The 24,995-nt window shown below is 71.4% G+C and carries 27 protein-coding genes; 13 read left to right on the forward strand and 14 right to left on the reverse strand.

The features are described from left to right. Window positions 1-88 precede the first annotated feature (88 nt). Window positions 89-487: a rodlin gene (locus ACFZCF_RS08670; RefSeq protein ID WP_388437137.1), complete on the forward strand. Its 399-nt coding sequence runs from the start codon at window positions 89-91 to the stop codon at window positions 485-487. 76 nt (window positions 488-563) lie between these two features. Here the strand turns inward: ACFZCF_RS08670 and ACFZCF_RS08675 are convergent, their stop codons facing one another. Continuing rightward, complete coding sequence (locus ACFZCF_RS08675) at window positions 564-2,585, reverse strand: DUF255 domain-containing protein (RefSeq protein WP_391285515.1); 2,022 nt, start codon at window positions 2,583-2,585, stop codon at window positions 564-566. A 197-nt stretch (window positions 2,586-2,782) separates the two neighbouring features. On the opposite strand from ACFZCF_RS08675, the gene ACFZCF_RS08680 reads away from it, so the two are divergent. The 5 genes from ACFZCF_RS08680 to ACFZCF_RS08700 all read left to right on the forward strand — a co-directional run bounded on the left by ACFZCF_RS08680 (window position 2,783) and on the right by ACFZCF_RS08700 (window position 8,259). Then, window positions 2,783-3,349 carry a Uma2 family endonuclease gene (locus ACFZCF_RS08680; protein ID WP_391285517.1) on the forward strand — a complete coding sequence of 189 codons (567 nt, stop codon included), beginning with the start codon at window positions 2,783-2,785 and terminating at the stop codon, window positions 3,347-3,349. A gap of 466 nt (window positions 3,350-3,815) precedes the next feature. Beyond that, the gene (locus tag ACFZCF_RS08685; protein ID WP_391285518.1) at window positions 3,816-4,559 is read left to right on the forward strand and encodes an NUDIX domain-containing protein; all 744 of its coding nucleotides are present in this window, start codon (window positions 3,816-3,818) and stop codon (window positions 4,557-4,559) included. After that, window positions 4,560-5,720: a purine phosphorylase gene (locus tag ACFZCF_RS08690; protein ID WP_391285520.1), complete on the forward strand. Its 1,161-nt coding sequence runs from the start codon at window positions 4,560-4,562 to the stop codon at window positions 5,718-5,720. It abuts the gene before it with no gap. Continuing rightward, window positions 5,717-7,699, forward strand: a complete 1,983-nt coding sequence (locus ACFZCF_RS08695; RefSeq protein WP_391285522.1) for a hypothetical protein — start codon at window positions 5,717-5,719, stop codon at window positions 7,697-7,699. Before ACFZCF_RS08690 ends, ACFZCF_RS08695 begins: the two co-directional genes overlap by 4 nt. Window positions 7,700-7,725: 26 nt before the next feature. Continuing rightward, a complete protein-coding gene (locus tag ACFZCF_RS08700) occupies window positions 7,726-8,259 on the forward strand; it encodes a hypothetical protein (protein ID WP_391285524.1) in 534 nt (177 codons plus the stop codon). 377 nt (window positions 8,260-8,636) lie between these two features. On the opposite strand, the gene ACFZCF_RS08705 is transcribed toward ACFZCF_RS08700, so the two are convergent. The 4 genes from ACFZCF_RS08705 to mca all read right to left on the reverse strand — a co-directional run bounded on the left by ACFZCF_RS08705 (window position 8,637) and on the right by mca (window position 11,552). After that, window positions 8,637-9,323 (reverse strand): 4'-phosphopantetheinyl transferase superfamily protein, encoded by a 687-nt coding sequence (locus ACFZCF_RS08705; protein WP_391285526.1) that lies wholly within the window; start codon window positions 9,321-9,323, stop codon window positions 8,637-8,639. Further along, the gene (locus ACFZCF_RS08710) at window positions 9,320-10,198 is read right to left on the reverse strand and encodes a metallophosphoesterase (protein ID WP_391285528.1); all 879 of its coding nucleotides are present in this window, start codon (window positions 10,196-10,198) and stop codon (window positions 9,320-9,322) included. Before ACFZCF_RS08710 ends, ACFZCF_RS08705 begins: the two co-directional genes overlap by 4 nt. Before the next feature lie 237 nt (window positions 10,199-10,435). Further along, the gene (locus tag ACFZCF_RS08715; protein ID WP_189946431.1) at window positions 10,436-10,669 is read right to left on the reverse strand and encodes a hypothetical protein; all 234 of its coding nucleotides are present in this window, start codon (window positions 10,667-10,669) and stop codon (window positions 10,436-10,438) included. Between the two features lies 1 nt (window position 10,670). Then, window positions 10,671-11,552, reverse strand: a complete 882-nt coding sequence (gene mca / locus ACFZCF_RS08720; protein WP_388437149.1) for a mycothiol conjugate amidase Mca — start codon at window positions 11,550-11,552, stop codon at window positions 10,671-10,673. Window positions 11,553-11,650: 98 nt separating this feature from the next. Between mca and ACFZCF_RS08725 the strand changes: the two genes are divergently transcribed. After that, window positions 11,651-12,052, forward strand: a complete 402-nt coding sequence (locus tag ACFZCF_RS08725) for a DUF4307 domain-containing protein (RefSeq protein WP_388437152.1) — start codon at window positions 11,651-11,653, stop codon at window positions 12,050-12,052. A gap of 189 nt (window positions 12,053-12,241) precedes the next feature. Beyond that, window positions 12,242-12,739, forward strand: coding sequence for a transcription elongation factor GreA (gene greA / locus ACFZCF_RS08730; RefSeq protein WP_030497204.1), 498 nt, complete (start codon window positions 12,242-12,244; stop codon window positions 12,737-12,739). A gap of 85 nt (window positions 12,740-12,824) precedes the next feature. Here greA and msrA read toward each other — a convergent pair whose 3' ends face one another. Further along, window positions 12,825-13,484 (reverse strand): peptide-methionine (S)-S-oxide reductase MsrA, encoded by a 660-nt coding sequence (msrA, locus tag ACFZCF_RS08735; protein ID WP_391285532.1) that lies wholly within the window; start codon window positions 13,482-13,484, stop codon window positions 12,825-12,827. Between the two features lie 268 nt (window positions 13,485-13,752). Further along, a complete protein-coding gene (locus tag ACFZCF_RS08740) occupies window positions 13,753-14,859 on the reverse strand; it encodes a hypothetical protein (protein ID WP_388437159.1) in 1,107 nt (368 codons plus the stop codon). Window positions 14,860-14,999: 140 nt separating this feature from the next. On the opposite strand from ACFZCF_RS08740, the gene ACFZCF_RS08745 reads away from it, so the two are divergent. Then, window positions 15,000-16,154: a cystathionine gamma-synthase gene (locus ACFZCF_RS08745; RefSeq protein ID WP_388437162.1), complete on the forward strand. Its 1,155-nt coding sequence runs from the start codon at window positions 15,000-15,002 to the stop codon at window positions 16,152-16,154. A gap of 71 nt (window positions 16,155-16,225) precedes the next feature. On the opposite strand, the gene ACFZCF_RS08750 is transcribed toward ACFZCF_RS08745, so the two are convergent. The 4 genes from ACFZCF_RS08750 to ACFZCF_RS08765 are packed head-to-tail and all read right to left on the reverse strand — an operon-like array spanning window position 16,226 to window position 17,711. Continuing rightward, entirely contained in the window at window positions 16,226-16,417 is a 192-nt protein-coding gene (locus ACFZCF_RS08750; protein WP_382805296.1) for a DUF1059 domain-containing protein, read from the reverse strand. Between the two features lie 56 nt (window positions 16,418-16,473). Then, complete coding sequence (locus ACFZCF_RS08755; RefSeq protein ID WP_388437165.1) at window positions 16,474-16,722, reverse strand: hypothetical protein; 249 nt, start codon at window positions 16,720-16,722, stop codon at window positions 16,474-16,476. Then, a complete protein-coding gene (locus tag ACFZCF_RS08760; protein WP_388437168.1) occupies window positions 16,719-17,165 on the reverse strand; it encodes a sigma factor-like helix-turn-helix DNA-binding protein in 447 nt (148 codons plus the stop codon). The genes ACFZCF_RS08755 and ACFZCF_RS08760 overlap by 4 nt, the downstream gene beginning before the upstream one ends. Window positions 17,166-17,198: 33 nt before the next feature. After that, window positions 17,199-17,711 carry a MarR family winged helix-turn-helix transcriptional regulator gene (locus ACFZCF_RS08765; RefSeq protein WP_388437171.1) on the reverse strand — a complete coding sequence of 171 codons (513 nt, stop codon included), beginning with the start codon at window positions 17,709-17,711 and terminating at the stop codon, window positions 17,199-17,201. Between the two features lie 146 nt (window positions 17,712-17,857). Here ACFZCF_RS08765 and ilvA point away from each other — a divergent pair, with 146 nt between their 5' ends. From ilvA to ACFZCF_RS08780, 3 genes are all read left to right on the forward strand, one after another. Continuing rightward, the gene (gene ilvA / locus ACFZCF_RS08770; protein WP_391285536.1) at window positions 17,858-19,087 is read left to right on the forward strand and encodes a threonine ammonia-lyase; all 1,230 of its coding nucleotides are present in this window, start codon (window positions 17,858-17,860) and stop codon (window positions 19,085-19,087) included. Window positions 19,088-19,150: 63 nt separating this feature from the next. Next, entirely contained in the window at window positions 19,151-20,161 is a 1,011-nt protein-coding gene (locus tag ACFZCF_RS08775; RefSeq protein ID WP_391285537.1) for an ATP-binding cassette domain-containing protein, read from the forward strand. Beyond that, window positions 20,158-21,018, forward strand: a complete 861-nt coding sequence (locus ACFZCF_RS08780; RefSeq protein ID WP_388437181.1) for an ABC transporter permease — start codon at window positions 20,158-20,160, stop codon at window positions 21,016-21,018. The genes ACFZCF_RS08775 and ACFZCF_RS08780 overlap by 4 nt, the downstream gene beginning before the upstream one ends. Window positions 21,019-21,082: 64 nt before the next feature. Here the strand turns inward: ACFZCF_RS08780 and ACFZCF_RS08785 are convergent, their stop codons facing one another. Both ACFZCF_RS08785 and ACFZCF_RS08790 read right to left on the reverse strand, forming a co-directional pair. Beyond that, on the reverse strand, window positions 21,083-22,354 hold the full coding sequence (locus ACFZCF_RS08785) for an Ig-like domain-containing protein (RefSeq protein WP_388437184.1): 1,272 nt from the start codon (window positions 22,352-22,354) through the stop codon (window positions 21,083-21,085). A 208-nt stretch (window positions 22,355-22,562) separates the two neighbouring features. Continuing rightward, entirely contained in the window at window positions 22,563-22,931 is a 369-nt protein-coding gene (locus tag ACFZCF_RS08790; RefSeq protein WP_391285539.1) for a hypothetical protein, read from the reverse strand. Window positions 22,932-23,045: 114 nt separating this feature from the next. Here ACFZCF_RS08790 and ACFZCF_RS08795 point away from each other — a divergent pair, with 114 nt between their 5' ends. Then, window positions 23,046-23,312 carry a hypothetical protein gene (locus tag ACFZCF_RS08795; RefSeq protein ID WP_388437191.1) on the forward strand — a complete coding sequence of 89 codons (267 nt, stop codon included), beginning with the start codon at window positions 23,046-23,048 and terminating at the stop codon, window positions 23,310-23,312. 117 nt (window positions 23,313-23,429) lie between these two features. Here the strand turns inward: ACFZCF_RS08795 and hutH are convergent, their stop codons facing one another. Next, complete coding sequence (hutH, locus tag ACFZCF_RS08800; RefSeq protein ID WP_391286008.1) at window positions 23,430-24,971, reverse strand: histidine ammonia-lyase; 1,542 nt, start codon at window positions 24,969-24,971, stop codon at window positions 23,430-23,432. Window positions 24,972-24,995: the final 24 nt, after the last annotated feature.

Here is a 24,995-nt window from a genome sequence, read left to right on the forward strand (position 1 = left end):
GTGGACATACCGGAACCTCGGCCCCTCCGACCAGTTGATCAGTGCGGCTCGGCACTCAGCCTGGGCCAGTCATCCGAAAGGCCAGAAAATGAAGAAGCTCCTCGCGACCGCTGCGGTGGCTGTTTCGGTCGTCGGCGCGACGGCCGGGCAGGCGCTCGCGATCGCCGACGACGGTGGCACCACCTCGCTCTCCGGCAACGGAGCGCACCAGGAGTTCGGCAACTCCGCCACCCACGGCGACATGAGCCCGCAGTTCGCGCTCGTCCAGGGCTCCCTGAACAAGCCGTGCGTGGGTCTCCCGGCCAAGGTCAACGCCGGTTCGCTGGTCGGCCTCATCCCGATCGCGGTCCAGGACATCAACGTCCTGTCCTCCCCGCAGAACCAGCAGTGCGTCGAGAACTCCACCCAGGCCAAGGGTGACGAGCCGCTCTCGCACATCCTCAGCGACATCCCCGTGCTGTCCGGCAACGGCGCCGGCAACAGCTGAGCAACGGCGCTCGGCCACGGCACGGCCCCGTCGTCCCTCTCCGGAGGGGCGGCGGGGCCGTGCCCGTGTCAGGGGCTCAGCGCAGCGTCCGGGCCAGGGCGTCCGGGTCGGTGACCGGTGCGTCGCAGGTGAAGTGACGGCAGACGTACGCGGCGGCCGAACCGGCGACCAGGGGGCGGTCGCGCAGGAGCGGGAACTCCTCGCTGTCGGGCGCCCCGGCGGCGAGGACCGCTCCGGGGGTGGCCGCCCTCAGGGCCGTACGGCGCAGCTCCTGGTAGACGGGGTCGGCGGCGCTGCCGACGACGGCGATCTCGCGGGGGCCGTCGAGCAGGGCCTCGGCGACGGCGAGGCCCCAGCCGATGAAGCGGGGGGCGCGCGGGCCGAGCGCCTTGACCACGCCGAGGGCTTCCTCGGCGGCGGTCCGGTGGGCCTCCGAGCCGGTGTGGGCCGCGTACGAGAGCAGTGCTCCGGCGGCGGCGGTCCAGCCGGACGGGGTGGCGTTGTCGGTGGGGTCCTGGGGGCGCCGGATGAGGGCCTCGGCGTCGTCGGCCGTGTCGTACAGCGCGCCGCCCTCGCCGGTGAAGCGGTCGAGGACGTGGTCCAGGAGGAGGCCGGCGAAGTCGAGCCAGGCGCCCTCGCCGGTGACGGCGGCGAGGGCGAGGAAGCCCTCGGCGACGTCGGCGTAGTCCTCCAGGACGCCCGCGTGCTCGCCGGCCCGCCCGTCCTTCGAGGTGCGGGCGAGCCGGCCGCCGTCGTCGAGGTGGAGGCGGACCAGCAGGTCGGCGGCCTCGGTGGCGCGCTCCACGAGGTCGGGGCGGTCGAAGAGGGCGCCGGTCTCGGCGAGGGCGGCGATCGCGAGGCCGTTCCAGGCGGCGACGATCTTGTCGTCGCGCCCGGGGCGCTCGCGCCGCTCGCGGGCCGCGTGGAGCCGGGTGCGGATGGAGGCGATCCGGCCGGCGTCGGCGGGGCCCGCCTCCTGGGGGAGCTGGAGGACGGAGGCGCCGTGCTCGAAGGTGCCCTCCTCGGTGACGCCGTAGTGGGACGCGGCGAGGGCGGCGTCCTCGGTGCCGAGCGCCTCCTCCAGCTGGGCGGGGGTCCAGGCGTAGTAGGCGCCCTCGACGTGCCTGCCGGTGCCGTCGTCGCTGTCGGCGTCGAGCGCGGAGGCGAAGCCGCCTTCCGGAGTGCGGAGTTCGCGGACCATGAAGTCGGCGGTCTCCAGGGCGACCCGGCGGGCGAGGTCGCTGCCGGTGGCCTTCCACAGGTGGGCGTAGACGCGGCACAGCAGGGCGTTGTCGTACAGCATCTTCTCGAAGTGCGGGACGACCCATGCGCGGTCCACGGCGTAGCGGGCGAAGCCGCCGCCGAGCTGGTCGTAGATGCCGCCGCGGGCCATCGCCTCGCAGGTGTCGGCGGCCATCTGGAGGGCGCCCTCGGCACCGGTGCGGGCGTGGTGGCGGAGCAGGAACTCCAGGACCATCGACGGCGGGAACTTGGGTGCGCCGCCGAAGCCGCCGCGGGCGGCGTCGTAGTCGCGGGTGAGGCCGAGGAGGGCGGCGGCGAGCTCCTCCTCGCCGGGCAGGCCGTCGCCGACGACGGCGAGCGAGCGCCCGGCGAGGTCCTTCACGATCCGCTCGGCGACCTCGTCGACCTCGCCGCGGCGCTCGGCCCAGGCGGTGTGGACGCCTTCGAGGACCTCGGGGAAGGACGGCATGCCGTGGCGGGGCTCCGGCGGGAAGTAGGTGCCGAAGTAGAAGGGGGCGGCGTCGGGGGTGAGGAAGACGGTCATCGGCCAGCCGCCCTGACCGGTGGCGGCCTGGACGGCCTCCATGTAGACCGCGTCGATGTCGGGCCGCTCCTCGCGGTCCACCTTGACGGCCACGAAGTGCTCGTTGAGCAGCGCGGCGACGGCCTCGTCCTCGAACGACTCGTGCGCCATGACGTGACACCAGTGGCACGAGCTGTAACCGACCGACAGCAGAACGGGCACATCGCGCCGTTTCGCTTCCTCGAACGCCTCGGGACTCCACGGCCACCAGTCGACCGGGTTGTCGGCATGCTGAAGCAGATAAGGCGAGGTCGTACCAGCCAACCGGTTCATACGTCCCAGCCTCTCACAGCGTCTGACGCGACCGGCGTAACCTTCACGCGCCCGCCTCGCTGGGCCGAATTGCACCTGCGAGTCATCACGTGGTGGGCGGCTCCACCTCCTTCAGTGTCGGGCGACCCGGCGCCTCGGAACAGTAGGCTGGGCGCAGCAGAACTGGACCTGTCGAGGCTCCTCGAAGGAGGTACACCATGTCCGCCGAGATGGTGGCGCCCGCGTGGATGCATACGCAGATCAGCGCGGAGCAGTACGACTCCTGGTCCGAGGAGCAGTGCGCCGGCATCGAGATCGTGGACGGGATGGTCGTCGTGAGCCCGAGCGCCTCCAAGCGGCACAACCGGCTGGCGCGGATCCTGGCCAATTCCCTGGACGCAGCCGCGGGTCCGGACTGGAACGCCGACACGGACTTCGACGTCCGCCTGCAGGACGTGCCGCTCACCAATCGCCGTCCGGACGTCATCGTCTACCGGGCGGAGACCATCGACCTCACGCCCACCCGCCCCGAGCACGTGCTCCTGGTCGTCGAGGTCGTGTCGCCCGGCTCGGAGACCACCGACCGGATCGTGAAGGTCGACCAGTACGCCAAGGCCGGCATCCCCTTCTACTGGCGGGTCGAGCAGGCCGCCACCGGCGTCCCGATCGTGTACACCTACGTCCTCGACCCCGCCACCAAGGCTTACAGGGACGGCGAGATGTTCACCGGCACGGTGAAGGCGACCGCGCCTTTCTCCGTCACGGTCGATCTTGGGGTCATGTAAGGACCGAGGTCTCCCCGCTTTCGACAGCTGACCGGTAGCGTCCGCATCGCGATTCTTCATGGGCCGACCGGAACATTCCCCACCTCCGGGCCGGATGCACCACCTGCGCATGCCATGCCAGCTCGTAAGTGATCGCTTAGCCGTGCCCGATCAAAAACTGATCAAGGTCACGTTGCCGGAAGAGCGCACCGACCGGGGCAGCAGCTACCTACGAAACTGACCCAGGTCCCGGCATCCGGTTTGCGGTTCATCGAAGCGAACGGGCCGCGACTGTCTCGCGTTCACAACGACGCCACCAGCGCGCCAGTCGCAGAGTGGAAGCCGTGCCACTACTGGCAGCTACGAGCTGACATGTTCGACCACCAGCTGAGCATCCATGCGCGCCACGGCCATGAGGTCGAGCGGTGGGGCGACCCCAACAGCCCCTTCTTGTGCAAGTGACAGTAACTGAAGTACCGTGCAGTGCATGCCAGATGACGCATGGTCACCACCTGCTGTCCTGCTGACGGTCGATCTCGTAATCCTGACGCTGCGGGACAGTCGCCTGCACGTCCTCCTGGTGGAGCGGGGCGAAGATCCCTTCCGAGGCATGCTCGCGCTGCCCGGAGGATTCCTGAGCCACGATGGCGAGGAGATCTTGGACGCCGCTCACCGCGAACTGAGCGAGGAGACGGCCCTGACCTCCGGCTGGGTGCACCTTGAACAGCTCGCCGTGTACGGAAGATCGGGCCGCGACCCGCGGGGCCGAGTCGTCTCCGTAGCTCACCTGGCGATCGCACCGGGGCTGCCCGACCCTGTCGCGGGTACGGATGCCACCGACGCCGCGTGGATTCCCGCAGAAGCCGTCCTGTCCGGCGAGGCGGCCCTCGCGTTCGACCACCATCGAATCGTCGCGGACGGGATCGAACGCGCGCGCACCAAGATCGAATTCTCGGCACTGGCCACCGCGTTCTGCGGGGAGAGCTTCACCATCGCAGAGCTGCAGCAGGTGTACGAGGCCGTCTGGGGCACCACACTCGACACCCGCAATTTCTACCGGAAGGTTCAGGCCGCGAAGGGATTCATCGTCCCCGTCGGCACGGACCGCAGAAGCACGGGAGGACGGCCCGCGCGGCTGTACCGGGCCGGCCCGAGAACCGTGCTGTTCCCACCGCTGATCCGACCCGCGCCATCCACAACGGAAGAGAACACGAGAGGGGAAGAGGAGTAGATGCCGAAGAGCCCAGTGGTGATTCTCACCGCCCTCAATCTTGAATACCAGTCCGTGCGACAGAGGCTGGCCGATCTTCAGTTACATCGCCATGAGCGCGGTACCCGGTTCGAGGTCGGAAGCGTACGCGGCACATCGTGCCGCGTCGCGCTCGGCCTGACGAACAAGGGGAACCATGCCGCCGCGGTGATCGCCGAACGTGCGATCCAGGAGTTCTCGCCGATGGCCGTGCTGTTCGTCGGGGTCGCCGGCGCCCTGTGGGACGCCACTAGGCTGGGTGACGTGGTGATGGCGTCACACGTGTACGCCTATCACGGCGGGACCAGCGAGGACGACGGGCTCAAAGCCCGCCCCCGGGTATGGGAAGCGCCGCACGGCATCAGCCAACTCGCCTCGCACCTGGCCCGTGTGAACGACTGGGCGGACCTCACACCCGGTCACGAGGACGGCCCGCAGGTGCGTTTCGGGGCGATCGCCGCCGGCGAGGTTGTCCAGAACTCAAGAATCTCGGCCGAGGCGAAGTGGATCCGACAGCACTACAACGACGCGCTCGCCATCGAGATGGAGGCGGCCGGTGTCGCACAGGCCGGCCATCTCAGCGGAGCGCCGGTGGCCATTGTCCGGGGGATCAGCGACCGGGCGGACGGCACGAAGAACAGTTCGGAGGACCGCAACTGGCAGCCGCGGGCCGCGGCGAACGCGGCGGCGTTCGCCATCCGGTTGGCAGTGGAACTGGTGGGCGAGCAGGAGGAAACCCTCGTGCTCCAGGACGACAGGGCCCGTGCGGCCCACCGGTTCGGCCCCGTCAGTAACACCGTCCACAACAGCACCGTCGGCATCCTGGCGGGCTCTGTCACGGGCAGCAGTGTCCACATGAGCACGGTCTCAAAGGCACCCGGCCCGACGGACCTGATCACGGAACTGAACGGTTTCCGCGATCAGCTGGGGTGGCACCGCGACGAGGGTGCCCTCGACGAGGAAAGCTACCGGGAAGCCCTGACCGATCTGGACTCCGCCCTCCGGTCGGCAGGGGAGCGCACCCCTGAGTCGTCGAAGCGGACGGTCATGGCACTCAAGAGGCTGCGCGGGCTGGTCGCGGAGTGCCCCGCGCTGGTGGCCACGTTGGCTCCGCTGGTTGCCGCGGCCGGTGACCTGGCATGAACCACGACGACAGTGCCCCATACAGCTCGGCGGCGTACGGCTCGACCGTCGGGATCCAGGCCGAGACCGTACACAATTCCAACGTCTACTTCGTCCACCCGGACGCCTCACCGCAGGAGAAGTACCGGGTCGGCGTACAGCTCCTGGAAGACGGCGTTCCGAGTCGGGCCCGCGAAATGATCACCGATGCGATCGCCCACGGGTACGACGGTACGGAGGTGCGTTTCCACTGGGTGCTCGCCATGCTCAGCGCACGCACCCACCACGACCTGACCGCCGAAGAGGTCGGGCAGCTACGCTACGCCTACGGGCTCGTGCGGGGCTTCGCCGAAGACCAGTGGAAAGAAGCCCTGCGCGTCACGTTCGACCTGTTGGCGGTACTCAGCACCCCCGGCAGCGAGACCGGCCCCGTGCTGAAGCAACTGCAGGACCTCCCGTTCCGCCAGCACGACGCGATCCTCCGCCACCTCGACGTGATACTCACCGGAGGGCTGAAGGACGACCTGTGGGCGGAGACCCTCGGGCGGGCCAGGGCAGAGCGCTTCGGCAACGGCCGGACCCAGCGGGTCTGGGCCTACTTCGCACCCGACCCCATCGGGGCGAGGGCCGTTCCGCCCCGCCCGAGCACCGCTGCCGCCGCCAAGGCGGCCCTCCCTGTCCGGGCGGTCCTGTTCGCCATCAGCAGTGCTCTCCTTGGGGCCCTGGCTCTGATCGCGAATCCGGCCCAGGCGATCGTCGAGTTAGCGGTGGCACTCGGCGCGGGCCTGACCGCGGCGCGCTTCGGCCTTCGGTGGTGGGGCCAGGAGCCCAGGCCTGGCTTCGCGGCCGAGGTTCACGCCCCGGATCCGCGCGATCCCCCGATCACCGAGGACCGGTTCACCAAGCGGGTCCGCCATTCGTGCGATCACTACTTCAGCATTCGAAGGCCCCACGGCTTCACCGCTGATGCCTGGCTCGGTCACACGGTTCAGATCCGCAGCTGCCTCGCCGCCGAGATCGCGGGCCTCTACCGGGAGAGCCGAGTCGGTGTGGAGCGAGTCGACTGGCTGATCCGATACCTCGCCGAGGACGCCCGAGATCGCTACAACAACGGCATCCTGTCCGATCGGTACCGCCAGGACCGGGCGTCGGGCAGGACGAAGGCCTTGACCGTGGTGTCCCTCGCCGTTCTCGGTGTCGCGGCTCTGGCCGGATTCGGCACAGCGGCCATCGGTGCCGCCCAACCTCGGCCTCTGTGGGCGTTCCTGGCCATGCTCGGTGCGGCTTGGTCCGGGCACGCGAGCGCTTCCCGATGGCTGGAGGTCCGGCGTGAAGAATACCGGCTGAACCGGGAGACTCAGGAATACAGCGCACATTTGACCGAACGACAGATTGCCTACCACCGTTGGAAGTCGTTCCTGGACGCTACGCGCCCCAGCGAACTGGAGATGGAGACCTGGCTCGCCTGCGACAAGACCTCGTTCGTCGATGAGGCGCTCCGGCACCACCGGCTCACCTGGCGCGACCTGATCACCCACACCATCCTGGTGGCCCCGGGCCCTTCCTACAAACGTGGCCGGGTCCGAGGCGGCCCATGGCGGTACTCGCGCTATGTGTTCCGGCTGTTCCTATTCACCCAGGACGGTATCCGCGAGATCAGCTCCGAGTTCGACTTCTTCGACGGAACGCGCAAGAACGAGCAACGGAGCAACTACCGGTTCGACGCGCTGACCTCCGTACAGGTTACGGAGAACGCCGACATCGGCTACGACCTGGAGCTCGTCCTCGCCAACGGACCGGCCAGGAAGATCCGCGTCAAGGACGCCGACGCCCATCAACTGGCTCCGACCGAGAATTCCCAGGAAATCTCCGAGATCAACCTCAGCGCGGCCGGCTCCACCCACACCTTCCGCCTTTTGGAGGGGATAGCGGCGGACGGGAAGAGCTGGATCGATCGGCACGGCCCCGACAGCCTGGCTCCCTTCCAGATCGCCGGCTGATCCTGAACTCAAGCATAGGGGTGCCTGTGACCTCCACCGATGACGTCACCGAGAGCAAGATCCTGCTGGCCGAATACGACCGCCTCAAGGAGGAACAGAAGACCCGCATAGGGTTCCGCGACAACCTGCTCTACTTCACGCTCGCCGCAGCCACTGCGGTCGTGGCGATCACCGCCCAGAGCGGTCAGTCCCGACTGCTGCTATCCGTCCCCGCGATCTGTTTGATTCTGGGCTGGACCTACCTGGTCAACGACGAAAAGATTTCGGCGATCGGCTGCTACGTCCGCGACCGGCTCGGGCCGCGCCTGGGGGAACTTACCTCCGCCGACGGCGCAGTGTTCGGCTGGGAGATCTACCACCGCAACGTTGCGGGCCGCACCGTGCGCAAGCGGCTTCAGACCGCGGTGGACCTGTTCACGTTCCTGGTCCTGCCCATGGTCTGCACGACCGCGTTCTGGTGCTCTCCCGTCGTTCAGCCCGTGCTCGTACTCGCTTCTCTCGGGCAGACGCTCGCCTTGGCCGTACTGGGCTGGCAGTTCCTGCGTCGTACGGAGCGGTAGCACCAGGCCCCCAGCCAGGTACGCGTACGACGCCTCCCCGCCGCAGGGTGAGGGAAGCGCAACCCGCTATCGGACACTCCCAGTGGGCTGACCAGGGCTCTGGCCAAATATCGACGTACCGGTCGGGTACCCACTCGATCGAATCGGCCTATTGATCTTCAACCCGGGTGGCCGTGCTCAGGCTCCGGGCTACCGCCTTGTGCGAGTTCACCGGCGCCAGTGGCACGAGCTGTAACCGACGCTGAGACGTGGCCTGAGCGAGTCGGTTGGGCATGCCCCCATCCTTGCGCAACCGGGCGCCCGATGGCTGTCACGGGCGCTTCCGGGCGTCGCGTTGAGTTGCGCAGGGGCGGCCGAGCCGGGCGGGATCGTGGGGTTCAGGGGTGGGATTCGGCCGTGGCGTCCCGTGGGGGTGCCGGGACGTGGACCGAGGTGGCGAGGTGGTGGGGGGTGACCGTCCAGCGGCCGGTGAAGTCGGTCAGGGTGCGGCCGTCGACGTGCGGGCCCGGGACGAGGAGGCGGGCGGTGAAGCGGCCGTCCGGGGTGAAGGCGAGCCTGGCCTCCTCGAAGCCGAGCATGCGGCCGGCCAGCGGGAACCACGCCTTGTAGACGGACTCCTTGGCGCTGAACAGCAGGCGGTCCCAGTGGACGTCGGGCCGCTCGCGCCGCAGGTCCCGGAGGTGGGCGGCCTCCTCGGGGAGCGCGATGGCGTCGCGTACGCCCTCCGGGAGCGGGGCGTGGGGTTCGGCGTCGATGCCGACGGAGCGGAGGTCGGTGCGGCGGGCGACGGCGGCGGCCCGGAGTCCGGCGCAGTGGGTGAGGCTGCCGACGATCCCGTCCGGCCAGCGCGGTTCGCCGCGCGGCCCGGCCGGTATCGCGATCGGGGGGACGCCGAGGCGCGCCAGGGCCAGCCGGGCGCAGTGCCGGCCGGCGGCGAACTCCGCCCGGCGGGACGCGACGGAGTCGGCGACGAGCGCCGCCTCCGCGGGGAACAGCACGTCGGGCCCCGGGTCGTGGTCGAGCGTCGCCCAGGACGCCTCCGGCGGCAGGACGGCCCCGATCACCGCTCCTCCCCGCGCACGCGCAGGACGTCCCGCAGCACTCCCCGGGGCAGTCCGCGCTTGCGGTGCTCCCTCGGATAGCCGATGGAGACCTCCTCGAAGCGGACGCCGTCGTGGAAGGTGGTGCGCGGGATGTGCAGGTGTCCGTAGACGACGGCGGCGGCGCGGTAGCGGGTGTGCCAGTCGGCGGTGAGCGTGGTGCCGCACCACTGGGCGAACTCCTGGTAGTGGAGCAGCGCAGTGTCCTCCCGTACGAGCGGGAAGTGGTTGACGAGCACGGTGGGGAGGGACGGGTCGACGGCGTCGAGCCGGGCCCTGGTCTCGGCGACCCGCGCGCGGCACCAGGCGTCGCGGGAGGGGTACGGCTCGGGGTGGAGCAGGAACTCGTCCGAGCAGACCACGCCCGACTCGTACGCGGCGGCCAGCGCCTGCTCCTGGGTGAGGCCCTCGGCGCGGAACGAGTAGTCGTAGAGGAGGAACAGGGGCGCCACGACCACGGGGCCGCCGGCTCCGGTCCACACGGGGTACGGGTCCTCGGGGGTCAGCACGCCGAGTCCCCGGCAGATCTCCACGAGGTGGCGGTAGCGCTCCTCGCCGCGCAGCTGGACGGGGTCGTCCCCCGGGGTCCACAGCTCGTGGTTGCCGGGCACCCAGATCACCCGGGCGAAGCGGTCGCGGAGCAGCTTGAGGGCGCCTTCGATGTCGGAGACGGTCTCGCCGACGTCGCCGGCGACCAGCAGCCAGTCCTCGGGGGAGGTGGGGAGGACCCGCTCCTCCAGGATGGCGCGGTTCTCGCGGTAGGCGATGTGCAGGTCGGAGACGGCCAGCAGGCGGCCGGCGGACCGTCCCGGGTCGGCGGTGGCGGTGTCTTCCGGCATCAGTTCTGTCCACCCTCACGTGTCGGCGCGGGTCCTGCGGCGGTCCTGAGGAAGTCTGCGTCACGGGGCACGTGACGCGCACGTATGCCGCCACACCCTGTCACGTCGCTCTCGGTGACCGGTGGCGCCGGAAACCCGAGGACGCCCGTCGGGCCGTCGGGCCGGAAGCACGCGTATCCGCACCGCGACGGGGCGCGGTGCGGATACGGAGGTGCGGCTGTGGGAGCGGGTGCCGCGCTACTTGGCGGCGGGCGCGGCCTTGCCGCCGCCCGGGGCGGCCTCGGCGGTCTCCGGGGCCTCCTCGAAGTCGATCTTGTGCATGTGGCGGTTCATCGACTTCATCAGCGCCCAGACGGCGAGGGCCAGGACGGCGAAGACGACGAACCCGAGGACGCCGGGGGTCACCTTGTTCTTGTCCAGCTCCTCGGCGGCGAAGGGGACCAGCTGCGTCAGTGCGAGGTGTGCGCTCATGCTAGGCATTGTCCCGGATGCCCGCGAAGAGATCTTCCTCGGGGAGGGAGGTCGGCACCAGCGACTTGCTGAGCTCGTACTCCTCCGTCGGCCAGACCTCCTTCTGGATCTCCATCGGGACGCGGAACCAGCCGCCCTCGGGGTCGATCTGGGTGGCGTGGGCGATCAGCGCCCGGTCGCGGATCTCGAAGAAGTCGGCGCACGGGACGAAGGTGGTGAGCGTCCGCTCCTTGCGCTCGAACTCGCTCCACCGCGCCAGCCAGTCGCCGTACGGGGACTCCAGGCCGCGGTCGAGGAGCGCCTTGTGCAGGGCCTCGGTGCGCGGGCGGTTGAAGCCCTGGTTGTAGTAGAGCTTCTGCGGCGTGAAGACCGGGCCGTACTCGGCCTCGGGGAACTTCTCGGCGTCGGCCGCGCCGTCGAAGGCCACCATCGTGATCTTGTGGGTCATGATGTGGTCGGGGTGCGGATACCCGCCGTTCTCGTCGTAGGTCGTGATGACCTGCGGACGGAAGGAGCGGATCTTGCGCACCAGCTCGCCGGCCGCGTGGTCCACGTCCTCCAGGGCGAAGCAGCCCTCGGGGAGCGGGGGCAGCGGGTCGCCCTCGGGCAGCCCCGAGTCGACGAAGCCGAGCCATTCCTGCCGCACGCCCAGGATCTCCCGGGCCTCGTCCATCTCCTTGCGGCGGACCTCGTGGATGTTCTCCTCGATGGAGGGGTCGCCCTGGAGCTTGGGGTTCAGGACCGAACCCCGCTCGCCGCCCGTGCACGTCACCACCAGGACGTCCACCCCCTCGGACACGTACTTGGCCATGGTCGCCGCGCCCTTGCTCGACTCGTCGTCGGGGTGGGCGTGAACGGCCATCAGTCGCAGCTGCTCAGTCAAGACTCGATCCTCAGTGATTCGACGCGGAGGGTGGTCTCTATAGTGACGGAATCGGGGGGACGAAAATTCCGCCGCCCCCGACCCGAGAGGACCGAACCATGAGCGCCGTGCGAGAGCAGCCGCCCGAGGGGCGTTACGGGCGCTCCGCGGACGAGCGGGCCGACCGGAAGCTGCGGATCGCCGGGGCGGTCCTCGGCACCCTCTTCCTCGCCATGATCGTCTGGTTCGGCTGGCATCACGTCGGCGGCAGCAGGATCAGCGCCGAGATGATCAAGTTCGACGTGGTGAGCGACTCCGAGGTCCAGGTGCACCTGGAGATCCGCAAGGACGAGGGCGTCGAGGGCGTGTGCACGCTCCGCTCCCGTTCGGAGGACGGCGCCGAGGTGGCCCGCAAGGACGTCGTGGTCGACGAGCCGGCCGGCCGGGTCGACCGCGTCTACTCGCTCCGCACCACCGCCCGCGCCACCAGTGCCGAGCTCCTGGGGTGTACGCCGCGGTAGCGGTGGGTAGGGACACGGGGACGGGCCCCGGCGGGCCACCGCGGTGACCTGGACCGACGCCATTCCGATGGTTTATGTCCTCCCGCTTTCCGCCACACATTGTTAGGCTCGTGCTTTCGCCCACCCGGAAGGCGCCCGCTTTCCGCGTAGGGCGATGCTTTGTATTCCCAGTACCTACGAGGAGCACCTGTGACCCAGACCAGCGACAACGTCACCTGGCTCACCCAGGAGGCGTACAACAAGCTCAAGGACGAGCTTGAGTACCTGTCTGGTCCCGCGCGTACCGAGATCGCCGCGAAGATCGCCGCCGCGCGCGAGGAGGGCGACCTGCGCGAGAACGGCGGGTACCACGCGGCCAAGGAGGAGCAGGGCAAGCAGGAGCTCCGGGTCCGCCAGCTCACCCAGCTGCTCCAGAACGCGAAGGTCGGCGAGGCCCCGGCGGACGACGGCGTCGTGGAGCCCGGCATGGTCGTGACGATCGCCTTCGACGGCGACGAGTCCGACACGATGACCTTCCTGCTCGCCTCCCGCGAGTACGCGAGCGACAAGATCGACACCTACTCGCCGCAGTCGCCGCTCGGCATCGGCGTCAACGGCAAGAAGGCCGGGGACGACGCCGAGTACGAGCTCCCGAACGGCAAGAAGGCCATGGTCAAGATCCTCAGCGCCAAGCCCTACACCGGCTGAGGCCCCCTCTCCACGACCGAAGGGCCGGCCCCCCTCCCCGGGGGACCGGCCCTTCGGCGTCGCCGACTCCGGCGCGCGGCGCCGGCTACTCGGCCTTGGCGACCCCGATCGGGCAGGAGACACCGGTGCCGCCGATGCCGCAGTAACCGGCCGGGTTCTTGTCGAGGTACTGCTGGTGGTAGGCCTCGGCCGCGTAGAAGACGCGGTCGTCGGCGGGCAGGACCGTGGTGGTGACCTCACCGTAGCCGGAGGCCGTCAGGACCTTCTGGTAGGCGGCCCGGGACGCCTCGGCCGTCTCGGCCTGGGCGGGCGAGTGGGTGTAGACGGCGGAGCGGTACTGGGTGCCGACGTCGTTGCCCTGGCGGAAGCCCTGGGTCGGGTCGTGGGACTCCCAGAAGACCTTGAGCAGCGTCTCGTACGACACCTTCGCCGGGTCGAAGACGACCCGGACGACCTCGGTGTGCCCGGTGAGGCCCGAGCAGACCTCCTCGTACGTCGGGTTCGGCGTGTAGCCGCCCTGGTAGCCGACGAGCGTGGTCCAGACGCCGTCGGTCTGCCAGAACTTCCGCTCGGCGCCCCAGAAGCAGCCGAGGCCGAAGTCGGCGACCTCCAGGCCCTCCGGGTACGGGCCGAGCAGCGGGTTGCCGAGCACCGTGTGGCGCTCGGGGACGGAGAACTCCGGCTCCGGGCGGCCGCGCAGTGCCTGCTCCGGGGTGGGCAGGACGGGGGTGCGGGACAGGAACATGCGGCATCTCTCCTCGACGCGGGTCGGCAGTGGACACAACGCCGCCGGGGACGGCGCTGTTCCCCGGAGCCGGGCGCCCCGGGCCACCGGGCGTGCGGGCGGGCGCGGGGTCGGCGGGCGTCAGGCGCAGGGACGCCGGGGCGGGGCCGGTGGGCGTCAGGCGCAGGGGCGCCGGGCGCAGGGGCGCCGGGCGCGGGGTCGGCGGGCGCGGGGTCGGCGGGCGCGGGGTCGGCGGGCGCGGGGCCGGTGGGCGCGGGGCCGGTGGGCGTCAGTGGCGCAGGGTCGCCGGGCTGCCGCCGTTCGACTCGTAGCCCGCCACCGCGAGGTTCCGGTAGAGGGTGTACTCGGCCGCCGGGTCGCCGCTCAGCGTCCACGGGACCGCGCCGACGTGGCCGTCGACGTGGACCAGCTGGCGCATCGCCTCCGCCCAGCGCTCGCCGCGCACCAGGAAGTACACGAGCAGATGGCGCACGTGCGACAGCATCGGGTCGTCCGCGCGGGCCGAGTGCACCGCGTACAGCGCGCCCTCCATCGCCCTGCTCACCACGGCCGTACGGTAGAAGTCCTGGACGAGGACCACGTCCGGCACGTGCTCGAAGACCGCGAAGAGCGGCAGCGCGGCGAGCAGCGAGCCCTGCGGGGCGCGGGCGGCGGCCGTCGTCGCGAAGTGGTCGGCCTCCTCGCGCGAGCCGTGCCACTTCTCGCACCAGTAGTGCAGCGCCGCCAGATGCGCGCCCATGTGCTGCGGCGCCCGGTCGATGACCTTCGCCCACACCTGGTCGAACTGCTCGTGGGTGTAGCCGAGTCCGCGGGCCACGGCCAGCTGCGTGATGTACGGGACCGGGTCGCCGGGGGCCAGCAGCGCCGCCTCCTCCGCGACCTTCCGGGCCTCCTCCAGGATGATCCGGAAGTCGTCGCTGCCCGCCGCCGAGGAGCGCCACGCCTGCTGCACCAGGAACTCGGCGTGCACCGCCGCCGCGCCCGCGTCCTTCGGCGCGTCCGAACGCCAGGCGCGCAGCCAGGCGCCGCCGGCGCCCGGCTTCTCCGCGAGCTCCAGGGAGGCCGCGCCGGCGAAGGCCTGGACGCGCTGCCAGCGGACCTCGCCCTCCTTCGGCGTCCCGGCGAGGAGCTGGGCCGCGGCCCGCCAGTCCTGGGTGGCCTGGACGACCCGGAGGACGTCGAGGAGATCGTGGTCGGGCCCCGGGAGCCGCACGTCCAGCTCCTCCTGGCGGACGAAGCCGTACGCCTCCGGGTCGGCCGCGTCGGGCGTGCCGGGCGCGACCTGCCGGATGCCGCCGCCGCGGCGGCGCAGCAGATAGGGGCCGAGGACGCCGAAGAGCAGGCCCAGGGCGATCAGGAACCAGAGAATCTCCATGCGTCCATTGTCCAGGACACCGGTGGGGCGGAACCCGGCCGGGACCGACCTGTGGACAACTCCCCCGGCAACGGCCCGGCCACGCCGCCCCTGTGGACGAAGAGCGGCGGGAACCGGACCCCGGCACTACGCTCCTGACCATGAGCGACCAGCACAACCACCAGAACTTCGAGACCCGCGCCATCCACGCGGGCAACACCGCCGACCCGCTGACCGGCGCGGTCGTCCCGCCCATCTACCAGGTGTCCACCTACAAGCAGGACGGGGTGGGCGGGCTGCGCGGCGGCTACGAGTACAGCCGCAGCGCCAATCCGACGCGTACCGCCCTGGAGGAGAACCTCGCGGCCCTGGAGGGCGGCCGGCGCGGCCTCGCCTTCGCCTCCGGCCTGGCCGCCGAGGACTGCCTGCTGCGCGCCCTCCTCTCCCCCGGCGACCACGTGGTCATCCCGAACGACGCGTACGGCGGCACCTTCCGGCTCTTCGCCAAGGTCGTGGAGCGTTGGGGCGTCGACTTCTCCGTGGCGAACACCTCGGACATCGCCTCGGTGCGCGCCGCGGTGAACGACCGCACGAAGCTGATCTGGGTCGAGACGCCGTCGAACCCGCTGCTCGGCATCACGGACATCGAGGCGGTCGCGGGCGTGGCCCGGCAGGCCGGGGTGAAGCTGGTCGTCGACAACACCTTCGCCTCGCCCTACCTCCAGCAGCCGCTGGCGCTCGGCGCGGACGTCGTCGTGCACTCCCTCACCAAGTACATGGGCGGCCACTCGGACGTCGTCGGCGGCGCCCTCGTCGCGGCCGACGCGGAGCTCGGCGAGGAGCTGGCGTACCACCAGAACGCGATGGGCGCGGTGGCCGGCCCGTTCGACTCGTGGATCGTGCTGCGGGGCATCAAGACCCTCGCCGTCCGCATGGACCGCCACGGTGAGAACGCGACGAAGGTCGCCGACTTCCTGACCCGGCACCCGAAGGTCACGCAGGTCCTCTACCCGGGGCTGCCCGAGCACCCGGGCCACGAGATCGCGGCCAAGCAGATGCGGTCCTTCGGCGGCATGATCTCCTTCCGCGTCGAGGGCGGCGAGGAGGCGGCGGTCGGCGTCTGCGACCGCGCGAAGCTCTTCACCCTCGGCGAGTCCCTCGGCGGCGTCGAGTCGTTGATCGAGCACCCGGGCCGGATGACGCACGCCAGCGTCGCCGGTTCGGCCCTGGAGGTCCCGGCCGATCTGGTCCGCCTCTCGGTCGGCATCGAGAACGTCGACGACCTGATCGCCGACCTGCGCGAGGCGCTCGGCTGATCCGCGGACACCGGTCCGCGCGGTGGGCCCGGGTACGGCGAGCGAGCCCGTGCCCGGGCCCACCGGGCCGTTCAGGTCCCCGGCAGCGGGTCCTTCAGGCTCGCCCGGACCTCGTCCCGCAGCTCCGGCGAGTCCGTGTGCTCGTGGACGGAGACGGCGTGCTCGGTGGCCGCGCGGACCACTTCCTCCTCCTCGCCCGAGATGTAGAGCGAGCAGCCCGACACACTCGGGGTGTCCCGGCAGTCGGCGGCTTTCCTGGTCATGTCGGCCTCCTGCGTCACTGTTCGGACCGACCCCTTCCTCCAGGCTAGAGCCGTCCTCAGGGCCCGGCGAACGGCGGGGTCGTCGCGGCCGGCGGCGGCTCCCAGGGGCGGGCCTCGGCCGCCCAGAGGGAGAAGGCGAGCGCGGCGATCCCGGCGAGCGCGGCGCCGGTCCGGCGCAGTGCCCGCTGCCGCCGCCGGGCCCGGTCGCCGCGGGCCGCCGCCCGCGCCGCGAGATCGCCGGGGACGGGTGGATGGGGGGTGTCGAGCAGCCGCAGGACGGCCGCCTCCTTGCCGCCGTGCCTCATCCGGCGGCCCCCTTCCTGACGCGTGCCACCGCGCGGGCGTACACCGCGCGGACCCGGGCCTCCGGGAGGCCGAGCAGCGCGGCGGTCTGCTCCTCGGGCACGCCCTCGTACAGGCGCAGCACGAGGACGAGCCGCTCCCGGGGGGTGAGGAGGCCGAGGACGCCGCCGCGGCCGGCGCGGTGCCGCCGGGCGGTCCTGGCGAAGCGGAGGGCGAGTCCGTCCCGGGTCAGGGCGTACGGGTCCTCGTCGTGGCCGCGGTCGCGGACCGCGTACGTGTGGGCGAGGGCGGCGGCGAGGAGCGCGCGGGCGTACGGGTTCCGGGCCCGGGTCTCGGCGGTGAGCAGCGTCGCGACGTGCAGCAGCCGCCCCGCCGCTCCCGCCACGAAGGCGTCGAACTCCCGGGCGCGGGCCGCGTGTTCCGATCGGGTGCGCTGCTTCCCCACCCGGTCATGTATGGGGTGGGGAGGGAAGCGGGGTCAACCCCCGTGCGTCGAACTCCCGGTCCCGGCGGGGTGTCCCGACTGGCGGGCGGAGAGCGCCGCGTTGAAGCGGGTGAGCAGGGAGCAGAAGGACTCGCGCTCGTCCTCCGTCCAGCCGTCGGTGACCTCGGCCATGAGCGTGCGGCGCGAGGAGCGGACCTCCTCCAGGCGCTCCAGGCCGCGCGGGGAGAGCTGGAGGACGACCGCGCGGCCGTCCTCGGGGTGCGAGGCGCGCTTGACGAGCCCGGAGTCGACGAGCGGGGCGACCTGGCGGGTCACGGTCGAGGAGTCGATGCCCATGCCGGCCGCGAGGGCCTTGACGCCCATCGGACCTTCCTGGTCGAGGCGGTTGAGGAGGAGGTAGGCGGCCCGGTCCATGGAGTTGCGGAGCTGTCCGGTGCCGCCGAGGCGGGTCTGCTCGGCCCGGCGGGCGAAGACGGCCACCTGGTGCTGGAGGGCATCGAGGAGGCCGGGGTCGAGCTCGGTCGTCATGTCCTGAGATGTGGGCATGGCTGGGGGGCTCTCTCGTGCGGGGGTGGTCGGTGTGGGGGACAGAGTACGCGGACGGGCCGGGCTCCGTACCGGCCGTGCGCAAACCCGCGACGGGCCCGCCGCCCGCGCGGCCGGGGGCCCGGTGAGCTGCGAGACTTGGGGTCATGACCTTCGGTACGCCATACCCCTTGCACCGGCTGATGCTCGACGATGTGCGCGGGGCGCAGAAGATGCTGGCGGGGGTGGCCCGGATGACCGCCCTGGAGGGCAGCCGCCACCTGTCGTCGCTGGTCGGAGCGCCGGTGCTGCTGAAGTGCGAGAACCTCCAGCGGACCGGATCGTTCAAGCTGCGCGGCGCGTACGTGCGGATCGCGGGGCTCCGGCCGGAGGAGCGGGCGGCGGGGGTGGTCGCCGCGTCGGCCGGGAACCACGCGCAGGGTGTGGCGCTCGCCTCACAGCTCCTCGGGGTGCGGGCGACCGTCTTCATGCCGGTCGGCGCCCCGCTGCCGAAGGTCGCGGCGACCCGTGAGTACGGGGCGGACGTGCGGCTGCACGGGCACGTGGTGGACGAGACGCTGGCGGCCGCGCAGGAGTACGCGCGGGAGACCGGGGCGGTCTTCATCCACCCCTTCGACCACCCCGACGTCATCGTCGGCCAGGGCACGGTCGGCCTGGAGATCCTGGAGCAGTGCCCGGAGGTCCGCACGATCATCGTCGGGGTCGGCGGCGGCGGGCTCGCGGCGGGGATCGGGCTCGCGGTGAAGTCGGTGCGGCCGGACGTGCGGATCGTCGGTGTGCAGGCGGAGGGCGCGGCGGCGTATCCGCCATCGCTGGCCGCCGGGCATCCCGTGGTGGTCGACGCGCCGGTGACGATGGCGGACGGCATCAAGGTCGGGCGGCCCGGCGACGTGCCCTTCGGCCTGGTGCGGGAGTACGTGGACGAGGTCCGCACCGTCTCGGAGGACGCGCTGTCCTCGGCGCTGCTGCTCTGTCTGGAGCGCGCGAAGCTGGTGGTGGAGCCGGCCGGGGCGAGCCCGGTCGCGGCGCTGCTGAGCGATCCGGCGTCGTTCCGGGGCCCGGTGGTCGCGGTCCTGTCGGGCGGCAACGTCGACCCGCTGCTGCTCCAGCGGATCCTGCGGCACGGCATGGCGGCGGCGGGCCGCTATCTGAGCCTGCGGCTGCGGGTGGCGGACCGGCCGGGGGCGCTGGCGACGCTGCTCGCGGTGCTGACGGTGGTGGACGCGAACGTGCTCGACGTCAGTCACGTCCGGACCGACCCGCGGCTGGGCCTCACGGAGGTGGAGGTGGAGCTGCACCTGGAGACGAAGGGCCCGGAGCACTGCCGCGAGGTGGAGGGGGCGCTGCGGGAGGCGGGCTACACGGTCCTGGTCTGAGCACGGCCCTGCCCACTGCCCTAGGATCGGCAGAAATGCCCGAAATGATCCGGGAGTGTGGACATGCCAGGCGCGATCCACGCCGAGGGACTGGTGAAGACCTTCGGCGACGTCACCGCACTGGACGGAGTGGACCTCGACGTGCCCGAAGGCACCGTCCTCGGTCTGCTCGGCCCCAACGGCGCGGGGAAGACGACCACCGTACGGGTCCTGACGACCCTGCTCCGACCCGACAGCGGCAGCGCCTCCGTCGCCGGCATCGACGTCCTGGCGCACCCCGAGGAGGTCCGCCGCTCCATCGGCCTCTCCGGGCAGTTCGCCGCCGTCGACGAGTACCTCACCGGCCGCGAGAACCTCCAGATGGTCGGCCGGCTCTACCAGATGAGGGCGAAGGCGGCGAAGGAACGGGCCGGCGAGCTCCTGGAGCGCTTCCACCTCGCCGACGCCGCCGACCGCCCCGCCAAGACGTACTCCGGCGGCATGCGCCGCCGCCTCGACCTCGCCGCCGCCCTGGTCGTCTCCCCGCCCGTGATGTTCATGGACGAGCCGACCACCGGCCTCGACCCCCGCAACCGGCAGGCGCTGTGGGACGTCATCAAGGAACTCGTCTCCGGCGGCACCACCCTCCTCCTCACCACCCAGTACCTGGAGGAGGCCGACCACCTCGCCCACGACATCGCCGTCGTCGACCAGGGCAAGGTCATCGCCCGCGGCACCTCCGACCAGCTCAAGGCGCGGACCGGCGGCGAGCGCGTCGAGGTCGTCGTCCACGAACGCGCCGCCATCGCCCCCGCCCGCACCGTCCTCGCCCGCTACGGCCCCGGCGCCCTCGGCCTCGACGACGTCTCCGTCGAGGAGCACACCCGCAAGCTCACCGTCCCCGTCACCGGCGGCGCCAAGCTGCTCGCCGAGGTGATCCGGGACCTCGACGCCCTCGGCGTGGAGATCGACGACATCGGACTGCGCCGCCCCACCCTCGACGACGTCTTCATCTCCCTCACCGGCCACGCCGCCGAGCGGGCCCAGGAGGACGAGAACGGCGGCGGCACGCAGCGGAAGGAGCCGGCCGCATGAGCAGCCTCACCGACACCGCCCCGGAGGTCCCCGCGCCCCGGGGCGGCATCGCGCAGTCCCTCTCGGACTCCCTGGTCATCACGAAGCGGAACCTGATCCGCATGTCCAGGATTCCCGAAATGATCCTTTTTGGGCTGATTCAGCCCGTCATGTTCGTCATCCTGTTCACGTACGTCTTCGGCGGCTCGATGCAGATCGGGAACAGCACCGATCCGGACGTCTACAAGAACTTCCTGATGGCGGGCATCTTCGCCCAGACGGTCACCTTCGCGACCGCCGGCGCGGGCGCCGGCATCGCCGACGACATGCACAAGGGCCTCATCGACCGCTTCCGCTCCCTGCCGATGGCGCGCGGCGCGGTGCTGACCGGCCGCACCATGGCCGACCTCGTGCAGACCGCGCTGACCCTGCTGGTCCTCGCGATCGTCGCCCTGCTCATCGGCTGGCGGCCCGGCTACGCGGCGCCGACGAACTTCGGGAAGATCATGCTCGGCTTCGGCCTGCTGCTCCTCCTCGGCTACGCCTTCACCTGGATCGGCGCCCTCATCGGCCTCTCCGTCCGCACCCCGGAGGCGGCCACCTCCGGCGGCCTGATCTGGCTCTTCCCCGTCACGTTCATCTCGAACGCCTTCGTGGACTCCAGCAAACTCCCCGGCTGGCTCCAGCCGGTCGCGGAGTGGAACCCGTTCAGCGCCACCGTCCAGGCCTGCCGGAAACTCTTCGGCGACCCCGGGCTGTCCCCCTCCGACGCCTGGCCGATGCAGTACCCGGTGTGGGCCTCGCTGATCTACTCGGTCCTCATCGTCGCCGTCTTCCGCACCCTCTCCGTCCGCAAGTACCGCCGCGCCGAGGGCTGACGAGACGCGTGAAGGCCCCCCTCCGAAAGCGGAGGGGGGCCTTCTCACGGGCGGGCGGGGCGGCTCAGAGGGCCGAGCCGGCCTTCCAGGCGGACCAGTTCATGTTCCAGCCGTTGAGGCCGTTGTCGGGGGCGATCGTCTTGTCCTTGGAGTTCTTGACGATCACGACGTCGCCGATCATCGACTGGTCGTAGAACCAGGCGGCCATCTGCTTGGGGTCGCCGGCGCCCTTGACGTCGGCGAGGCCGACGCAGCCGTGGCTGGTGTTCACGGAGCCGAAGATGGAGCGGGCGCCCCAGTAGTTGCCGTGGATGAAGGTGCCGGAGGTGGACAGGCGCATGGCGTGCGGCACGTCCTTGATGTCGTACTCGCCCTTGCCGTCGGAGTCGGTGAAGCCGACGGTGGCGCCGTTCATCCGGGTCTCCTTGAACTTCTCGGAGATCACCATCTGGCCGTTGTACGTGGTGTTGTCCGGCGATCCGGCGGAGATCGGGATCGTGCGGATCACCTTGCCGTCGCGCTTGACGGTCATCGTCTTCGTGGCGACGTCGACGGTCGAGACCTGGCTGCGGCCGACCTTGAAGGTGACCGTCTTCTGCTGGACGCCGAAGACGCCCTTCGCGCCCTCGACGCCGTCCAGGTCGAGCTTGAGGGTGACCGTCGAGCCGGCCTTCCAGTAGTCGTCCGGACGGAAGTCGATCCGCGTCGAGTTGAACCAGTGGCCGACGACCTCCTGGCCGGAGCTGGAGGAGACCTTGATGCCGCTCTGGACGGCCTTCTTGTCGGTGATCGCCTTGTTGAAGTTGATCGAGACCGGCATGCCCACGCCGACGGTCGAGCCGTCCTCGGGGGTGAAGTTGCCGATGAAGCTGTTCTCCTTCGACACGGTGGTGAAGGAGGAGTTCTCGTGCGCCTCCATGCCCTCCGCGTCGACGGCGGTCGCGGCGATCTTGTAGACCGTGGCGCGCTCCAGCTGGCCGGTCGGCTTCCAGGAGAGGCCGTCGGCCGCTATCTCGCCCTTGACCGCGGTGCCCTCGGAGGAGGTCATGGTGACCTCGGTGAGCTTGCCCTCGGTGACGGCGACCTTGGCGTCGTTGTTGATGGAGGCGTTCTGCGAGCCGTTCTCCGGCGAGATGGTGATCTGCGCCTTGGAGGTCCGCTGCTCGGCGGCCTCGTCGACCTGGGCCTGTGACGTGGCGGAGGCCGAACCGGACGCGGCCGGGCCGGACGCCTCGTCGTCGTTGCAGGCCGAGAGCACCAGTACGCCGCTGAGCACCGCCGCCGCCGCGGACAGGCTCCTGCGGCGCTTGCCGACCGTCATCACACGCTTCTCCATCGTCGCCGATTCCCTGTCAATCCATCAGAACACCCATCAGACCCCTCCGGTTCCGGAAGCGGGGGGTTTGTGGGCAACACCACTGAACTACACGAGCAGCGGGGACTTCCGGTTCCCCGCCCGCCGCACGACGGCGCGAAAAGGCCCCGGGACGCCGCCCCGGGGCCCGCCCGCGGAGGGCGGTCGCACCGCCCTGCGCCCGCGTCGTCTACGGCCGCTGGTCGTCTACCCCGTCTTCCGCGTCCTCATCGTCCTCATCATCCTCGTCGAGCTCCCACTCCATCGCGTCGGGGTCGTACTCGATCTCCTCGCTGCTCCAGGCGGCCTGGACGAGCTCGACGCCCGGCAGGTCCCGGACCAGGTCGAAGGGCTCCACGAGGTAGGCGAGGGCCTCGGAGGGGTCCTCCCGCACGGCGGCCCGGGCGTGCTCGCGCTCCTCGGCCGGCATGAACTCGTCGGCGTCGATCCGGCCTTCGGCGGCGGTGGTCAGCTCGGCGGGGCCGTCGATCTCCAGGACGATGTCGACGCGGAGGCGGACGTGGCGGGTGGCGGTGGCGGGGGTTTCGGAGGTGCTCATGGCTGGGAGCGTAGGGTCTGCCCGGCCTCGGCTTTCCCGCGACCCGCTGGGTTCACTAGCATCGGCGCACCGCGGGCCTCCCGCGGGGCTTTCCGTGAGGAGAACGAGATCCGCGTGTCCGCCGCCCGACGCCCGCTGCTGACCGCCACCGCGGCGGGGACCCTGCTGTGCGCCCTGTGGTTCGTCCCCTCGGCCAACGCCTCCGACGCGGCCCCCGGGGCGGCGGCCGTACGGAGCGGGAGCGCCGACCCCGCGACCGGCCGGCTCGCCGAGACCGGCGGCCCGGACACCACCGCGTACGTGCTCGGCGGGACGGGCTTCCTCGGGGTCGGCGCCGGCTTCGTGGCACTGGCGATGCGCCGGCACGGGCGCGCCTCCTAGCACGGGCGCGCCCCCGCCCCTCGTACCGGGCGCGCTCCGGGCACCGGCGCGCGTCCCGGAACGGCGGAGGGCCGCCCCCCGATGAGGAGGACGGCCCCGTGGGTGTACGGCCGCGGGTCAGGCCAGCGGGCCGGTGACCGGCTCCACCGCGGCGATCACACCGCCCTCGCGGACGAAGGCGTCGGCGGCGGCCAGGTCGGGGGCGAGGAAGCGGTCCGGCCCCGGACCCTCCACACCGGCGGCGCGCAGGGCGTCGATGACGGCCCGCGAGGCGGGCGCCGGGGTGAGGCCCTCGCGCAGCTCGATGCCGCGGGTGGCGGCGTACAGCTCGACGGCGATGATCCGGGCGAGGTTGCCGACGGCGGTGCGCAGCTTGCGGGCGGCGGACCAGCCCATGGAGACGTGGTCCTCCTGCATCGCCGAGGACGGGATCGAGTCGGCGGAGGCCGGGACGGCGAGCCGCTTCATCTCGCTGACCAGGGCGGCCTGCGTGTACTGGGCGATCATGAGGCCCGAGTCGACGCCGGCGTCGTCGGCGAGGAAGGGCGGCAGGCCGTGGCTGCGGTTCTTGTCCAGGAGCCGGTCGGTGCGGCGCTCGGCGATGGAGCCGAGGTCGGCGGCGGCGATGGCGAGGAAGTCGAGGACGTACGCGACGGGGGCGCCGTGGAAGTTGCCGTTGGAGCGGACCTCGCCGTTGCCCAGGACGACCGGGTTGTCGACGGCGGCGGCGAGCTCGCGCTCGACGACGAGGAGGGCGTGGGCCAGGGTGTCCCGGCCGGCGCCGGCGACCTGCGGGGCGCACCGGATCGAGTAGGCGTCCTGGACGCGGGGGGCCTCGCCCGCCTGGAAGTGGCCGGTGAGGCCGGAGCCCTTGAGGACGGCCAGCATGTTGGCGGCGGAGGCGGCCTGGCCGGGGTGGGGGCGGATGGCGTGCAGCTCGGGTTCGAGGACCTTCTCGGTGCCGAGGAGGGCTTCGAGGGAGAGGGCGGCGGTGACGTCGGCCGACTTGTAGAGGGTGTCGAGGTCGGCGAGGGCCATGATCAGCATGCCGAGCATGCCGTCGGTGCCGTTGAGGAGGGCGAGGCCCTCCTTCTCCTTGAGGACGACGGGCTCGATGCCGGCGGCGGCGAGCAGCTCGCCGGCGGGCTTCACGGTGCCGTCGGGGCCCTCGGCGTCGCCCTCGCCCATGAGCGCGAGGGCGCAGTGGGAGAGCGGGGCGAGGTCGCCGGAGCAGCCGAGCGAGCCGTACTCGTGGACGACCGGGGTGATGCCGGCGTTGAGGACGTCGGCCATGGTCCGCGCGACCTCGGGGCGGACTCCGGTGTGGCCGGAGGCGACGGTCTTGAGCCGCAGGAACATCAGGGCGCGGACGACTTCGCGCTCGACGCGCGGGCCCATGCCGGCGGCGTGCGAGCGGACGATGTTCCGCTGGAGCTGGGTGCGCAGCTCCTGGTCGATGTGCCGGGTGGCGAGGGCGCCGAAGCCGGTGGAGACGCCGTAGACGGGCTCGGGCTTGGCGGCGAGCGCGTCGACGACGGCGCGGGACGCGGCGAGCGCCTGGACGGCCTCCTCCGACAGCTCGACACGGGCGCCGTGGCGGGCGACGGCGATGACGTCCTGCGGGGTCGTGCCGGACGTGCCGAGAACGACTGTCTGCATATCCATATTCAGCACCCTACGGAT

It is taken from the genome of Streptomyces sp. NPDC007945 (assembly GCF_042958885.1).
GTDB lineage: Bacteria > Actinomycetota > Actinomycetes > Streptomycetales > Streptomycetaceae > Streptomyces.

Bases quoted from the DNA above. Each gene is read 5' to 3' on its own strand.
- ACFZCF_RS08750 (WP_382805296.1), bottom strand. From the start codon at position 16,417: ATGACCAGGAAAGCCGCCGACTGCCGGGACACCCCGAGTGTGTCGGGC.
- ACFZCF_RS08740 (WP_388437159.1), bottom strand. From the start codon at position 14,859: ATGGAGATTCTCTGGTTCCTGATCGCCCTGGGCCTGCTCTTCGGCGTC.
- ACFZCF_RS08765 (WP_388437171.1), bottom strand. From the start codon at position 17,711: ATGCCCACATCTCAGGACATGACGACCGAGCTCGACCCCGGCCTCCTC.
- ACFZCF_RS08780 (WP_388437181.1), top strand. From the start codon at position 20,158: ATGAGCAGCCTCACCGACACCGCCCCGGAGGTCCCCGCGCCCCGGGGC.
- ACFZCF_RS08755 (WP_388437165.1), bottom strand. From the start codon at position 16,722: ATGAGGCACGGCGGCAAGGAGGCGGCCGTCCTGCGGCTGCTCGACACC.
- ACFZCF_RS08685 (WP_391285518.1), top strand. From the start codon at position 3,816: ATGCCAGATGACGCATGGTCACCACCTGCTGTCCTGCTGACGGTCGAT.
- msrA (WP_391285532.1), bottom strand. From the start codon at position 13,484: ATGTTCCTGTCCCGCACCCCCGTCCTGCCCACCCCGGAGCAGGCACTG.
- ACFZCF_RS08790 (WP_391285539.1), bottom strand. From the start codon at position 22,931: ATGAGCACCTCCGAAACCCCCGCCACCGCCACCCGCCACGTCCGCCTC.
- ACFZCF_RS08710 (WP_391285528.1), bottom strand. From the start codon at position 10,198: ATGCCGGAAGACACCGCCACCGCCGACCCGGGACGGTCCGCCGGCCGC.
- hutH (WP_391286008.1), bottom strand. From the start codon at position 24,971: ATGCAGACAGTCGTTCTCGGCACGTCCGGCACGACCCCGCAGGACGTC.
- ACFZCF_RS08785 (WP_388437184.1), bottom strand. From the start codon at position 22,354: ATGGAGAAGCGTGTGATGACGGTCGGCAAGCGCCGCAGGAGCCTGTCC.
- ACFZCF_RS08695 (WP_391285522.1), top strand. From the start codon at position 5,717: ATGAACCACGACGACAGTGCCCCATACAGCTCGGCGGCGTACGGCTCG.
- ACFZCF_RS08745 (WP_388437162.1), top strand. From the start codon at position 15,000: ATGAGCGACCAGCACAACCACCAGAACTTCGAGACCCGCGCCATCCAC.
- ACFZCF_RS08715 (WP_189946431.1), bottom strand. From the start codon at position 10,669: ATGAGCGCACACCTCGCACTGACGCAGCTGGTCCCCTTCGCCGCCGAG.
- ilvA (WP_391285536.1), top strand. From the start codon at position 17,858: ATGACCTTCGGTACGCCATACCCCTTGCACCGGCTGATGCTCGACGAT.
- ACFZCF_RS08675 (WP_391285515.1), bottom strand. From the start codon at position 2,585: ATGAACCGGTTGGCTGGTACGACCTCGCCTTATCTGCTTCAGCATGCC.
- ACFZCF_RS08690 (WP_391285520.1), top strand. From the start codon at position 4,560: ATGCCGAAGAGCCCAGTGGTGATTCTCACCGCCCTCAATCTTGAATAC.
- ACFZCF_RS08680 (WP_391285517.1), top strand. From the start codon at position 2,783: ATGTCCGCCGAGATGGTGGCGCCCGCGTGGATGCATACGCAGATCAGC.
- ACFZCF_RS08670 (WP_388437137.1), top strand. From the start codon at position 89: ATGAAGAAGCTCCTCGCGACCGCTGCGGTGGCTGTTTCGGTCGTCGGC.
- ACFZCF_RS08725 (WP_388437152.1), top strand. From the start codon at position 11,651: ATGAGCGCCGTGCGAGAGCAGCCGCCCGAGGGGCGTTACGGGCGCTCC.
- ACFZCF_RS08775 (WP_391285537.1), top strand. From the start codon at position 19,151: ATGCCAGGCGCGATCCACGCCGAGGGACTGGTGAAGACCTTCGGCGAC.